Below are 13,643 nucleotides of genomic sequence, written 5' to 3'. Positions count from 1 at the left end.
GTCGTATTCAGGGTGTCGAAAAAGATTCAGGTCGGAAAAATGCAAGGGGTGCCAAGGGCATGCTGAAAATCTGGGGTCGCGGCAGCTCGGTGAACGTGCAGAAGGTGCTGTGGGCGGCCGAGGAACTGGGGCTGGCCTATGAGCATATCCCCGCCGGCGGGCCGTTCGGCGGCCTCGATTCGCCGGCCTACCGCGCCATGAACCCCAACGGCCTGGTGCCGACGCTCCAGGACAGCGACGGCAGCCTGCACTGGGAAAGCAACGCCATCGTGCGCTATCTGGCCGCCCGTTACGGCGCGGGGCAGCTCTGGCCCGAGGCCCCTGCGGCGCGCTCGGAGGCCGACCGCTGGATGGACTGGGTGCCGACCACGCTCGGCGAGCCCATGCGCGTGCTGTTCTGGGGCTTTGTGCGCGATCCGGTGCACGCCGACCTGAATGCCATGACTGCGGCCGAAACCCGGCTGGCCGAACTCTGGGGCCGGGTCGATGCCCACCTCGCGAGTCGCCCCTATCTAGGTGGCGACAGGCTGACCATGGGCGACATCCCGCTGGGCTGCCATCTGCAGCGCTGGCTGAGTTTCCCCATCACCCGGCCGGACCTGCCGCACCTGGCCGCCTGGCACGCCCGGCTGGGTGCCCGCCCAGGTTATGCCCGGCATGTGATGGTGCCCATGGAATGACGTTGACCGGAATGGCTCGTTTGGGTTCGTTCTGCTTCGTTCGAGTTCGTTTCGCTTCGCCAGTGTTCGTTTTGTTTCGTTTGAGCTCGTTACGGCATCCTTTGGCCTCGTTACGCTTCGTCTTGCCTAGCGCCGCTTATCTGGGCCATTTCTCGGGCTTTGAAACAGCAAACCGGCCATGAAATCCTCCAAAATACCAGTCAAGGGCGTTTTTCCGGCCAGAAGGGGCGATTTTGCGACCCTTTAATGCCAGTTTTTGTCGAGTTCCATTCGTTTAAGGCCGTTTCTAGCCTTCAAAACTGCATTTTTAGCCATTTTTCGCCTTAACTACCCGGTTCGGTTAATTTGAAGACGGTATGCGAAATCATAGAACAAATATAGTACAAATCGGCCGCGGCGACAACCCAATCTTCAGGGCACAATTTAAGGTATTGCATTATCGGAAATTAATCCCGGCATAGCCGAGCCTCGGCTTTACGATCCCTGACATCCAAAGCCGAAAAAACCCTGTCAGGAAAACCGCCATGTTCCGCCATTCGCTCAACCGGCTGCTGCTGGTCATCATCCTGCTGCTTGGCGCGGTCGGGATCGTCATGACCTTACTTCAGATGCGCGAGGCCTATCTCAACGCGGTTGAGAAAGGAAAGATTGTGGCGCTGGCACAGGCGGACCGCCTGCTCTTCGATTCCGTTGCCAATTTCCGCGTCCAGCGCGGACAGGCCCAGGCCGACCTTCTGGCGCTCGACAACGGTCGCGCCGCCATGGACGCCATCAAGGCGGATTACCTGAAGCGCTATGCCAATGTGCAGCGGGCCTTCAGCGGCCTGGACATCCCCGATCAGGCCAGGCTGAAAGCCAAGATAGCCGAGGACTGGGCCGTGGTGGAAAACAGGTTTGCCGAGCTGATCGCCGAGGGCGACAAGCCGAAAGCAAGCCGCGCCATCGCCAATACCAACAACTGGTACAATTCGACCACCGGGCTGATCAACGCCGTGAACGCCACTTCAGCGGTGGTCAGCAACGAGATCCGCATCCTTGACCCAACGATCGCGGAACTGGTGCAGGTGCGGCGCTTCGCATGGCAGATCCGCGACCGCTATGGCATCCAGTGTTCGATCCAGCGCCCGAACATCAACCAGAGCAAACCCCTGGACGATGCGCAACGCGCCACCCTCACCCGCAACCGCGGCATCGTGATGGCAGGGTGGGAAGGACTGGAAGAACTTGTCGCCCGCAACGGCATCCTGCCTGCCGTTCAGCAGGCCGTGCGCAATGCCAAGGCAAGCTACGACAAGGCGCAGACCGGCATCGACGATGCAGTCAAGAAGCTGGATGGCAGCGGCAATCCGCTCATGCCGCCGGCTGAGTGGAACGCCCTCTGCCAGGGCCCCTTCGAGCAGATTGTCGGCATTGCCTATACGGCTCTGGATCAAGCCATTGCCTATGCGGATAACGCGCAGGATGCAGCCCAGCAGCGATTAATCGTCAGCGGTGCAGCCGTGGCGGTGGCCGTACTGATCTCGATGTTCGGCATTATTGTGTTGCGTCGCCGCTTCGCCGGTCCGGTGGGCCGGTTGCTGACCGCCGTGGATGGCCTGCGACAGCGGGATTATGCCACGCCAGTGCCGTCAGCCGCCTATCCTGATGAACTCGGCCGCATATCAACCGCACTGGAAGGTCTGCGCGAAAGCGCGGCGCATGCGCAGAAGCTGGAAAACGAGGAGCGTAATCGTCTTGAAGAGGAGAAGCGCGCACAGGACGAGGAAATGAAGCGCAATGAGGCAATCAGCCGCGAGATTGCTGGCTTTTGTGCCGCGATCGCCGCAGGCCAGATCGACAGCCGGATCAAGGAAACCGATAAAAGCGGCGTATTCCTTGGCCTGTCGCAACAGATGAATGGCCTTGCGAAAACGCTGGAGCAGGTATTTGGAGAATTCACGGCCGTCATGGGTGGCATGGCGGAAGGCGATGTCACACGCCAGATCGGTGGCGACTATCATGGCGCTTTCGGTCAACTGAAAACCTCGGCAAATGGCACGGCCCAGCGGCTGCGCATTTTCGCCCAGCAACTCGGAGAAAGCGCCGAGGCGGTTCACAGCGCCTCTTCTGAGCTGATGTCGGGCAATCAGGACCTGGCGCAACGGACGGAAAGCCAGGCAGCGAGCATTGAGGAAACGGCGGCCTCGATGCATGAAGTCACCACGACAGTGAAACAGAATGCCGACAATGCACAGGCCGCCAACCAGTTGGCTGTAGCGGCACGCAATACGGCGGAACGCGGCGGCCAGGTTGTTGGCGATGCCGTTGCCGCTGTCACCCGCATCGAGGAGAGTGCGCAGAAGATCAGCGACATTGTCGGCCTGATCGACGAAATCGCCTTCCAGACCAACCTGCTCGCCTTGAATGCCTCGGTCGAGGCTGCCCGCGCCGGCGAGGCTGGCAAGGGCTTCGCCGTGGTGGCGCAGGAAGTGCGGGCGCTGGCCCAGCGCAGCGCCAATGCGTCGAAGGATATCAAGGCGCTGATCACTGAATCGAATGCCCAGGTGAAAGCGGGGGCCGATCTGGTCGGCCGCACCGGCCAGTCGCTGACCGAGATCGTATCCGCGATCAAGAAAGTCTCCGACATCGTGGCCGAGATCGCGGCCGCCAGCCGTGAGCAGGCCACCGGCCTGGATCAGATCAACACCGCCGTGGGCCAGATGGACGAGATGACCCAGCGCAATGCCGCGCTGGTGGAGGAGAATACCGCTGTCACGCAATCCATGGCCGATCAGGCCGGCAAGCTGGCGGAACTGGTGCGTTTCTTCCGCACCTAGGCCGTTGGGCGTTTGCGCCGGTACTCAAACGCCATCCAGATGGCCAGGGCAAATCGGCCCGGTCGGTGCAAAAACCTGTGCCTAGCGGTCGCCATGGCAGGAAAGCAGGGCAGGAGAACATCGCGCCGGCTGGACAAACGCCCCGCCATCTGCGCCTATGGCGCGCTGGCGGCCCCCGGATGCATTGCATCCCCGGACAGCCGGCCTTTTTGACCGACAACCAGGTGATGCATGAAGGATAAGGACGGCTTTGCCGAACGGCTCGGCACGGCAGCAGCGGCGCGTAAGGCCCTGCTCGACAAGGCGCGGGCGCTGAATCCCGCCAACGACCCCGATTTCGCCGCCCGCCAGGCGGCCCGACTGGAAGCCAGCCGCCGTCGCGAAGCCGCCGAGGCCGAGCGCAAGGCCGCCAAGCTGGCCGAGGCCGCGCGCAAGGCAGCGGAACGCGAAGCCGCGAAGGCCGCCGCCGACGCGGCTGCCAAAGCCGAGCAGGAAGCCCTGGAAGCCGCCCGCGCCGCCAAGGCCAATGTCAAAGTGAAATCCGAAGCCGAACTGAAGGCGGCGCGCGACGCGCGTTATGCCGCCCGCAAGGCGCGCCGGAAGTAAGTTTAGCGGCAGTAAGACCCGAAGAAGATCGTCATGGCCGGCGACATGCCGGCCATTCACGTTTCACAATTCACACATCCGCAGACTCGCCCCAGCCGCCCTCGGCCGCATCGAGCGTGCCGCGCGTGAGCACCACGTCTTCAGCATCGAGATCGCCGGCACCCAGATCGGGCCGCGATTCCAGCGCCGCATAGAGCGGCGTGAAATCGGGCTTGGTCGCCTCGAACAGCTCCTCGAAACTGCGGATCACGAAATAGGTTTTCTGGAACGTGTCGATGCGATAGCGCGTGCGCATCAGCCGCAGCAGGTCGAAGCGCACGCGGTTGGGCGCGGCTGAATCGAGGCAGAACACGCTTTCGCCTTTGGACGACAGGATTCCCGCGCCGTAGATGCGCGGGCCCTCTGCCGTCTCGATCAGGCCGAATTCCACCGTGTACCAGTAGAGCCGCGCCAGACGATGCAGCGCGTTCAGCCCGGCCGCCTTCAGCCCGCCCTCGCCATAGGCCTGCATGTAATCGGCGAAGACCGGGTTCATCAGCAACGGCACATGGCCATAAATGTCGTGGAAGGCATCGGGTTCCTGGATGTAGTCGAGCTGGTCGGCCCGGCGGATCCACCAGGTGACCGGGAAGCGGCGTTTTGCCAGATGGCCGAAGAAGATGTCGTCCGGCACCAGGCCGGGCACACAGACGATGCGCCAGCCCGTGGCCTTTTCCAGCACATCGGACAGGCGTTCAAAATCCGGCACGCCATCCGAGGCCATGCCCAGGCCTTTCAGGCCGGCAAGGAATTCCGGGCAGGCCCGGCCAGGCAGCAGGGCGGCCTGGCGCGCGAACAGAGTGCGCCATACGGCATGGTCCTCGGCCGTGTAGCGGTCCAGCGGCTGGGCGTGGGTGAAATCGGCGGCGATCTCCAGATCGGCCAGATGCTCTTGCGCGACCATGGCGGCCTCCCTCTGCCGTATTCATGTTCCAGCAAGGATATGGCGAATGCTGCGCAAAAACTCCGCAACATGACGCGGTTTTTTATCGCAGTATGCATGAAAGTGGCATAAACTTCTTAAAATCGGAGAAACCGTGCATGCAGACGGATCTGGATGTCTTTGACCTGCGCCTGCTGGCCGCCCTGCAGCAGGATGGCCGCGCGCCCAACGCCGCCCTGGCCGATGCCGTGGGCCTGAGCGCCAGCCAGATCAGCCGGCGTCTGAACCGCCTGGAACAGGAGGGCGTGGTGGAACGCTATGCCGCCCTGCTGCGGCCCGAGGCGGTGGGCCTGACCGTGCAGGCTTTCACGGCGGTATCGATGGAGCGCCATGCCGAGGGCATCGTGCAGGGCTTCGAGCAGACCGTGCTGGCCTGTCCGGAAATCCTGGAATGCTGGTCGGTGACCGGGGAGGCCGACTTTGTGCTGCGCATCGTGGCTCCCGACCTGAAAGCCTTTGCCGATTTCCTGAGCCAGCGCCTGCTGCGCGTGCCAGGCATGCGCAGCGTGCGATCGAGCATCGTGCTGCACCGGATCAAGCAGACCACGGCCCTGCCGCTGGAGCAGGCCGCGGGGTGAGGCAATTATATAAAAATGTCATGCCCGGCCTTGTGCCGGGCATCCACGAGTTTTTAAAGCAAAACGTGGATGCTCGGGCCAAGCCCGAGCATGACGGTCTATATCTTTGGTCATGGCCGCCATGAAGATTCTTGAGCCCGGCCACGACGCATAAAGAAATGTTCTGAAGTCTAATCCCGGCTCAGGCGCCGCAGATAGGCCACGATATCTTCGGTCTGCTGGCGCGAAAGTTCGATGCCGCGCATCGGCGGATGCGGCGCAGCGAGCCAGCCGCGCAAACGCGCCTCGTCGCTCGGCCGGCCGCGCATCAGGCGCGGCAGCGATGGCGCCGCATCGCTGCCCACGGATGCCGTGCCATGGCAGGACGAGCACCAGCGTTCGGTCAGCACGCGGCCCTGGTTCGCATCGCCCACTTCGGCTGCCTGCGCCACCTTCGCGGTATCGGCGGCACGCGCCGTGTCGATCGGAATCGTCTTGCTGCAGGTAGCGAATAGCGCGAAAGCCAGCAGGAAACCAAGGCGGCGCGCGGTCATCGCATCACTCTTTCAAGAAGTCGGGCGTGGCCGAGGCGATCAGCAACTCGATCAGGCCGGTCATGGCGCCCTGCACGCGGTTGAAGCCGCCAGCTTTCTCGATGCGCGTCTCGTCCATGTAGAGGTCGCGGTTGATCTCAAGCTGCAGGGAATGGATGCCCTGGTCGCGCCGGCTGTAATACTGCGTGATGTAGCCGCCGGCATAGGGCTTGTTGCGCGTGGTGCTGAAGCCGCAGGATTTCAGGTAATCCTCGACGCGGTCGACCAGGCGCGGCGCGCAGGACACGCCATGGAAATCACCGATCACCATGTCGGCGCGACGCTGGCCGGCATCGGGATTATGCGTGCCGCCTACCGAAGGCATGGAATGGCAGTCAAGCAGCAGCGCCACGCCATGGCAGGCCTTCGCTTCTTCCAGCAGGGTTTCCAGGGCGTCGTGATAGGGCCGCCAGCAGGTTTCGACCCGGCGCTCGGCCTCGGTGAAGGCAAGCTTGCCCTTGTAGATCTCCAGCCCGCCGGTGACGACGCGGGCGATGGTGCCAAGACCGGCGCCGATCTTGGAGCTGTCGGTCACCACATGAGGCGGCAGCGGCGCGTCGAACATGGCGGGATCGAGTTCGTAGGCGGCACGGTTGGGATCGCAATAGGCGCGCGGGAACAGGGCTTCGAGCAGGGGTGCGCCCAGAGCCGGCCCGGCCGCGTAAAGCTCGTGGATGAAGGCATCTTCCGAACGGCGCAGGGTGAGCGGATCAAGCTGGCTGGCGCCCCGGAAACTGGCCGGATAGATGTCGCCCGAATGAGGCGAGGACAGCACCAGGGCCGAACGGTTGCTGCCGGCCGGCCGGCTGACGCGGATCGGCGGATCGGCCGGAAACTCCGGATCGGGCTGGAACTGGCGGGTTCTGAGACTGGCGCTGCTTGTCATGAAGGACCTGAAAGGGAACGCGGGTACGGAGCAATGAATAATAGGATTGGGGCCGGGATCGGCCATGGATCGACTGCGGGCCATTGACTATGGGGCAGGGGGCAGGGCTTGCCAACCGGCCCGTCAGTGTTTAAAAGCCAGCCGGTCCGGTCGACCCCCGGATACTGCGGCCCGGCTCTGCCCGGCGCTTCAGGCAGCGCGAACGGGCGGTTAGCTCAGCGGTAGAGCACTACCTTGACATGGTAGGGGTCACAAGTTCGATCCTTGTACCGCCCACCACGCGCCCAACCGGATTTCCAGCCTTTATAAGGCCTTTCAGCACCCCGTGCGCGAATTCGACTCGGGCTTGTTCGCCAGAAAAAGCCGGAAAACCGGCTTTTTTATTCAGACATAATTAAGCATACTCATGAAAAGGTCGCTGCATTGCCGCAGCGGTCCGCTGCCGGGGCAATCTGCCGCCGCCCGATCCGGGCGGCGCGAAGTGGGGAGCAATCAGGCATGGCGTTCAGGATGAGTCATCCTCTGTTCCACGAGTCTGTCCGCGGCAGCGCATCGCGCCACGGATTCCGTTACGGGAGCGCCGCATGAGCGTCGAAACCGCCACCATCCCCATCGGCACCGTTTTTGTTGAATGCTCGCGGTTCCTGCCACGCGCCGCACAGCCGCGCTGGCGGGTCGAGCGCATCGTGGCGCTGCCGAACCTGCCCGAGCATGCCGCCATTCGCAAACTGGAGCCGGGCGGCGAAGAGCGTCTGATTACGTTGCAGGCGCTGGCACTCAGCGGGAAATACACCCGGCTCGACAGCTGATCTGTCATGTAGCCAAAGGCTGTAACCTCATCATACTGATCTTCACGCAAACGCAGCAATTTGGCTGTACACGGCCATTCTCTGGTAGAAAAAGACTCTCTGGCCTGCTGATTTTTGATAGCGTCTCCGTACGACTGGTTGAAGCAGTGTACCGGAGATACCCGCATGTCCCCTGCCAGCTCCTCTCGTATCGGCGGTCTGTCGCTTGTCACAAAGATCGCGCTGATCGTCGCCGTCCTGATCATCCTGACTTCAGTCGCCGTGGGTGGCGGCGCCATCTGGGAAATCCGCAACGAGGTGGCCAACCAGGTCATCGAACGCCAGAATAACAGCCTGCGCACCCTGGCAATCCTGGTGCGCAAGAGCTTTCCCGATACGACATTCGAGATCGACGCTCAGGGCCGGGTCGGTCGTGTGACGATGAAGGAGATTCCTGATTTCACCGATCACGCCATGATCGATGAAATCGGCACGCTGACCGGCGAGACCGCCACCCTGTTCCGCTGGCAGGAGGCCGAACAGGATTTTTTTCGCAAGACCACCAACATCAAACGCGATGACGGCGCCCGCGCCGTGGGCACGCCACTGGGCAAGGCCAGTGCCGCCTATGCGCCGGTGGCGGCCGGCCGCACCTATCTGGGCGAGGCGGTGATCCTGGGCAAGCCCTATTACACCGTCTATCACCCGGTGCACGATCCGGCCGGCAAGGTGATCGGCATCCTCTATGCCGGCGTGCTGAAATCGCGCATCGATGCCTTCAGCAATCAGGTAGCCATGGAGATCCTGATCGTTGGTGGCATCGCCGTCGTGATCGGCATCGGTATTGCCCTGCTGCTCACCCGCGCCATCATGCGGCCGCTGCCGCGTCTGACCGAGGCGACGCACCGCCTGGCCGAACACGATCTCTCGGTGCAGATCGGCTATCAGGATCGCGGCGACGAGATCGGCAGCCTGGCGCGCGCGGTCGAGAAGCTGAAACAAACGTCGGTGGCGGCGGCCCGCGCCGAAAGCGGGCTGGAGAATGTCTCCACCAATGTGATGATCGCCGACGAGAATAACGTCATCGTCTACTGCAATCGCGGTGTCTTGCAGACACTGGGCCGCGCGCAGGAGGACATCCGCAGGGACCTGCCGCATTTCGATGCCCAGGACCTGATCGGCAAGAATATCGATATCTTCCACAAGAACCCGGCGCATCAGCAGAAGCTGCTCGCCGGCCTGAAAGGCGAATACAAAGCACGGATCACCGTGGGTGGTCGCATTTTCGACCTGACCGCCAATGCCGCCATCAACCGGCGCGGCGACCGCGTCGGCACCGTGGTGGAATGGGCCGACCGCACCGAGGATGTGCGGATGGGCGACGAACTGGTGGCGATGATCGAGAGCGCCAGCGACAAGGGCTTCGCCGACCGTATCGACACGTCCACGCGCACCGGCTTCATCAAGGCGCTGGGCGAGGCGATCAACGTCATGTCGGATAAATGCCAGGCGATGACCGGCGAAATCGCGGACGGTATCCGCGCGGTCGCCGCCGGCGACCTGACGCGCCGTTCGGACAAGCAGTATCCCGGCATTTTCGGCCAGCTGAAAACCGGGGCCGATGCCATGGCCGATCGCATGCGCGATTTTGCCCAACGTCTGGCGGAGGCCTCGCGCCAGGTACGCGATGCGTCTGCCGAGATTTCTACCGGCAGCCAGGACCTGGCCCAGCGCACGGAGAGCCAGGCCGCTTCGATCGAGGAAACTGCGGCGTCGATGCACGAGATCACCACGACGGTGAAGCAGAATGCCGACAACGCCCAGGCCGCCAACCAGCTGGCCACGGCGGCCCGCGACACGGCGGAGAAGGGCGGCAGCGTGGTGGGCGATGCCGTCTCGGCGGTGAGCCGGATCGAGGAGAGCGCGCAGAAGATCTCCGACATCGTCGGCCTGATCGACGAGATCGCCTTCCAGACCAATCTGCTGGCGCTGAACGCCTCGGTGGAAGCGGCGCGGGCCGGCGAGGCGGGCAAAGGCTTCGCCGTGGTGGCGCAGGAGGTGCGTGCGCTGGCCCAGCGTTCGGCCAATGCCAGCAAGGACATCAAGGCGCTGATCCAGGAATCGAATGCCCAGGTGAAGACCGGGGCCGACCTGGTGGGCCGCACCGGCCAGTCGCTGACCGAGATCGTGGCCTCGATCAAGAAGGTTTCCGACATCGTGGCCGAGATCGCCGCCGCCAGCCGCGAACAGGCCACCGGCCTGGACCAGGTCAATACCGCCGTGGGCCAGATGGACGAGATGACCCAGCGTAACGGTGCCCTGGTGGAGCAGACTTCGGCTTCAGCCCAGGCGCTCGCCGAGCAGGGCCGGCAGCTGGCCGATCTGGTCGGTTTCTTCAAGCTCTGAATCGGAACTGCCGTTGCGTCAGCGCCTTCACAATCGCTCTTAACCATAAGTTGTGAAAAGCGTTTAAGGGTTGCACCGCGTGCCGCCGGGGCGCAAATTCCATCCACAGAGTCATTGTGTGGGGGAGCGCAAGAATGCGTCTCGGCATCCGTCAGAAACTTTTTCTCGCCGTCGGCGTCATCGCCGCGATGGCAGTTATCTCCAGCCTGATCTCGTTCGCCTTCTTCGGACAGGTACGCGGCGCACTCAGCGGCGTGACCGAACGCAGCATCCCGGCGGTGAGCAGTGCGCTCACGCTGGCGGCGCAGAGCGCCGATCTGGCCGCCGCAGCACCGACGCTGGCCTATGCCGCCGGCGAAGGCGAGCGCAAGTCCGCGCTGGGCGAACTGCAGGCCAAGCTGGTGCAGATCGACCGCACCGTGGCCCAGGTGAAAGCCAGCGACGCCCCGGCCGAGATCCGCGAAGAGGTGGAAAACACCGTGGTGCGCCTGGCCGATGCCATGCAGCGCATCGACGATGCGGTGAAGGAGCGCCTGGCGCTCGCTGCCAAACGCCAGGCCCTGACCAAGTCGCTGACCGACAATCATGCCAATTTCCTGTTTCTGGCCCAGCCGGCCGTGGACCAGGCGGTGATGGACATGACGATGGAATTCGAACTGGTGTCGCGTGCCACCGGCCAGGGTGCCTCGGAGATGATCCAGAGCATCCTCGACAAGCAGGTGGCCGGCGCGCGCGCCATCCAGGACCTGGTGGCCAAAGTGAACCTCACCATCGGCATGCTGGCGGTGGCCGCCCAGGCCGACTCGCCCGAGCAGGTCGAACTGATCCAGGTGGACAACATCAATACCAAGGCCGAGATGCTGCGCGCGCTGGATACCGTGCAGGAGGTGTTCCCGAACAAGGAAATCGCCGAAACAGTCGCGGCCATGGCCAAGGTGAGCGAAGGCGAGGAAGGCCTATTCCAGGTCCGCATGCTGGAACTGGCAGCCGCGCGCCAGGCCGTGTCGTCGCTGAGCGAGGCACGCTCGGCCGCCAGCGCACTGGCCGAGGCCGTCGACCAGCTGGTGGCATCCGCGCGCAGCGAGACCGACAATTCGACCTCGGCCTCGATGACCGCCATCAACATCGCGCAGACCAGCATGGCCATCATCGCCGCGATCTGCCTGATCTCGGCGGTGGTGATCGGCTGGCTCTATATCGGCCGCCGCGTGATCGATCCGATCGTCGCCACCACCGGCACCATGGATCGCCTGGCCAAGCGCGACTGGCAGGCCGAAGTGAACGGCGTGGACCGCACCGACGAGATCGGCGACATGGCGCGCGCCGTGCAGGTGTTCAAGGAGCAGGGTCAGGAGGCCGACAAGCTGCAGAGCCAGATCGAGGCCGACCGCGAGCGGTTCGAAACCGAACGTAAGGCGCAGGAAGCCCTGCTGAAGAGCGCTGTGGGCGAAATCGTCGGCGCCGCCAATGCCGGCGACCTGAGCCAGCGTATCGATACGGCGAAGATCGATGGCGTGATGCGCGAACTGGGGCAAGACGTCAACCGCCTGCTCGGCACGGTCGACCGTGCGCTGGGCGATCTGGGCACCATGCTGCACAAGCTGGCCGATGGCGACCTGACGCATCGCATCGGCGGCGACTATCAAGGCATCTTCTCGCGGCTGGCCGGCGACGCCAACCAAGTGAGCGACCGCCTGGCCGGCACGATGAAGCAGCTCGCCGCGGCCGCGGCCCTGGTGCGCGATGCCTCGGCCGAGATATCGACCGGCAGCCAGGACCTGGCACAGCGTACGGAAAGCCAGGCGGCAGCCCTGGAGCAGACGGCGGCCTCGATGCACGAGGTGACGGCAACGGTGAAGCAGAATGCCGACAATGCCCAAGCCGCCAATCAGTTGGCCACGGCGGCCCGTGACACGGCGGAGAAAGGCGGCGGCGTGGTCGGTCGCGCGGTGGCGGCGGTGACGCAGATCGAAACCAGCGCGCAGAAGATTTCCGATATCGTGTCGCTGATCGACGAGATCGCCTTCCAGACCAATCTGCTGGCGCTGAACGCCTCGGTGGAAGCGGCCCGTGCCGGCGAAGCCGGCAAGGGTTTTGCGGTCGTGGCGCAGGAGGTGCGGGCTCTCGCCCAGCGCAGCGCGAACGCGTCAAAGGACATCAAGGGCCTGATCCAGGAATCGAATGCGCAGGTGAAGACCGGGGCCACCCTGGTGAATCAGGCCGGCACGTCGCTGACTGAGATCGTGACGGCGATCAAGAAGGTGAGCGACATCGTGGCCGAGATCGCGGCGGCATCCGCCGAACAGGCGCGCGGCCTGGAAGAGGTGAACGGCGCCGTGGTCAACATGGACGAGATGACCCAGCGCAACGGCGCTCTGGTCGAGCAGACCAATGCCTCGGCGCAGGCCATGGCCGATCAGGCGCGGCAGCTGGCCGAACTGGTCGGGCATTTCCGATTTGAAGGCACGTCGGCAGCAAATGACCGGCTGGCGCAGGCCGAGGTCGATGCCCTGGAAGCCGGCGAACCCGAGACGGACAATGGCGACGATGCCGCCAAGGATGCGGCCGACTGAAATCGCCGACCTGAAAACGGCCGATCGGGAGAGCGGTCGTTCCCTGACTAGCCTTGCGGTCGGCGGGCCGCGGCTTCATCCGCCGCCTGCTGCATCGCCTCGGCCAATGCGACATTCGCATCGCCGCCAAGCCGGCGCAGGTTAGCGATCACGCCGGCGACATCGGCGGCCGGGCGGTTCTGGCTCAGCTTGAACTTGCCTTCCAGCCGCTCAACCGGAATTTCGATCCCAACGATGCCGCGCAGCAGGCCAGTGGCGAAACTCTCCGGCTCATCGCTCAGCTTCCAGCCATTCGGCCCTTCGTAAATGGCTGTCAGGCGTTCGACGATGTTGCGCAGGCGCGCCGGATCGCGGGTCACGCTGGCGCGGCCATAGGCATGCACGGCGGTGTAGTTCCAGGTCGGCACCGCCGGCTTCTTCGCATACCAGTTCGGCGACACATACCCATGCACACCCTGGAAAATGCAGAGCACTGCCTGCCCGTCCAGCGCCGCTGCCTGGCCATTGGCCGCCGCCAGATGGCAGACCAGGCGGCCATGGGGAGCATGGTCCGGCTCGTAGAGGAACGGCACATGGCTGGCCACCATGTCTGCCGCCCCGCCGGAAATCAGCAGGCCGAAAGCATGCCCGGCAATCAGGGCCTGAAGGGGGGCGACGTCGCGGGCGGCGAAATGGGCGGGGATATACATCGGTAAGGTCCGGGTGCTGGTCTGCGGATGGTGGGCGATCAGATATCCAGCCGGCGCGGCGGGCAAG

At 63.9% G+C, this 13,643-nt stretch carries 11 protein-coding genes and 1 tRNA gene; 8 read left to right on the top strand and 4 right to left on the bottom strand.

All coding sequences use genetic code 11. The annotated features are described in order from the left end of the window. Positions 1 to 59: 59 nt before the first annotated feature. From ACK4FJ_RS07255 to ACK4FJ_RS07245, 3 genes are all read left to right on the top strand, one after another. On the top strand, positions 60 to 680 hold the full coding sequence (locus ACK4FJ_RS07255) for a glutathione S-transferase family protein (RefSeq protein ID WP_409765180.1): 621 nt from the start codon (positions 60 to 62) through the stop codon (positions 678 to 680). A 524-nt stretch (positions 681 to 1,204) separates the two neighbouring features. Next, positions 1,205 to 3,496 carry a methyl-accepting chemotaxis protein gene (locus tag ACK4FJ_RS07250; protein WP_409765179.1) on the top strand — a complete coding sequence of 764 codons (2,292 nt, stop codon included), beginning with the start codon at positions 1,205 to 1,207 and terminating at the stop codon, positions 3,494 to 3,496. 231 nt (positions 3,497 to 3,727) lie between these two features. Then, positions 3,728 to 4,102, top strand: a complete 375-nt coding sequence (locus ACK4FJ_RS07245) for a DUF6481 family protein (protein WP_409765178.1) — start codon at positions 3,728 to 3,730, stop codon at positions 4,100 to 4,102. A 70-nt stretch (positions 4,103 to 4,172) separates the two neighbouring features. On the opposite strand, the gene phhA is transcribed toward ACK4FJ_RS07245, so the two are convergent. Further along, the gene (gene phhA / locus ACK4FJ_RS07240; RefSeq protein WP_409765177.1) at positions 4,173 to 5,045 is read right to left on the bottom strand and encodes a phenylalanine 4-monooxygenase; all 873 of its coding nucleotides are present in this window, start codon (positions 5,043 to 5,045) and stop codon (positions 4,173 to 4,175) included. Between the two features lie 137 nt (positions 5,046 to 5,182). Here phhA and ACK4FJ_RS07235 point away from each other — a divergent pair, with 137 nt between their 5' ends. Continuing rightward, positions 5,183 to 5,662, top strand: coding sequence for an Lrp/AsnC family transcriptional regulator (locus ACK4FJ_RS07235; protein ID WP_409765176.1), 480 nt, complete (start codon positions 5,183 to 5,185; stop codon positions 5,660 to 5,662). 170 nt (positions 5,663 to 5,832) lie between these two features. Here the strand turns inward: ACK4FJ_RS07235 and ACK4FJ_RS07230 are convergent, their stop codons facing one another. Next, a complete protein-coding gene (locus ACK4FJ_RS07230) occupies positions 5,833 to 6,195 on the bottom strand; it encodes a c-type cytochrome (RefSeq protein WP_409765175.1) in 363 nt (120 codons plus the stop codon). Positions 6,196 to 6,199: 4 nt separating this feature from the next. Then, positions 6,200 to 7,120 carry an N-formylglutamate amidohydrolase gene (locus tag ACK4FJ_RS07225; RefSeq protein WP_409765174.1) on the bottom strand — a complete coding sequence of 307 codons (921 nt, stop codon included), beginning with the start codon at positions 7,118 to 7,120 and terminating at the stop codon, positions 6,200 to 6,202. A 204-nt stretch (positions 7,121 to 7,324) separates the two neighbouring features. Here ACK4FJ_RS07225 and ACK4FJ_RS07220 point away from each other — a divergent pair. From ACK4FJ_RS07220 to ACK4FJ_RS07205, 4 genes are all read left to right on the top strand, one after another. Further along, a tRNA-Val gene (locus ACK4FJ_RS07220) sits at positions 7,325 to 7,399 on the top strand. Between the two features lie 305 nt (positions 7,400 to 7,704). Further along, entirely contained in the window at positions 7,705 to 7,929 is a 225-nt protein-coding gene (locus tag ACK4FJ_RS07215; protein WP_409765173.1) for a hypothetical protein, read from the top strand. A gap of 165 nt (positions 7,930 to 8,094) precedes the next feature. Next, positions 8,095 to 10,314: a methyl-accepting chemotaxis protein gene (locus ACK4FJ_RS07210; protein ID WP_409765172.1), complete on the top strand. Its 2,220-nt coding sequence runs from the start codon at positions 8,095 to 8,097 to the stop codon at positions 10,312 to 10,314. A 134-nt stretch (positions 10,315 to 10,448) separates the two neighbouring features. After that, on the top strand, positions 10,449 to 12,887 hold the full coding sequence (locus ACK4FJ_RS07205) for a methyl-accepting chemotaxis protein (RefSeq protein WP_409765171.1): 2,439 nt from the start codon (positions 10,449 to 10,451) through the stop codon (positions 12,885 to 12,887). Between the two features lie 47 nt (positions 12,888 to 12,934). Here the strand turns inward: ACK4FJ_RS07205 and ACK4FJ_RS07200 are convergent, their stop codons facing one another. Continuing rightward, complete coding sequence (locus tag ACK4FJ_RS07200) at positions 12,935 to 13,576, bottom strand: FMN-binding negative transcriptional regulator (RefSeq protein WP_409765170.1); 642 nt, start codon at positions 13,574 to 13,576, stop codon at positions 12,935 to 12,937. Between the last annotated feature and the right edge of the window lie 67 nt (positions 13,577 to 13,643).

This window comes from Ferrovibrio sp., assembly GCF_046297595.1.
GTDB lineage: Bacteria > Pseudomonadota > Alphaproteobacteria > Ferrovibrionales > Ferrovibrionaceae > Ferrovibrio.
The sequence above is the reverse complement of the archived record's forward strand: the minus strand, read 5'-3'. Positions and strand labels throughout refer to the sequence as shown.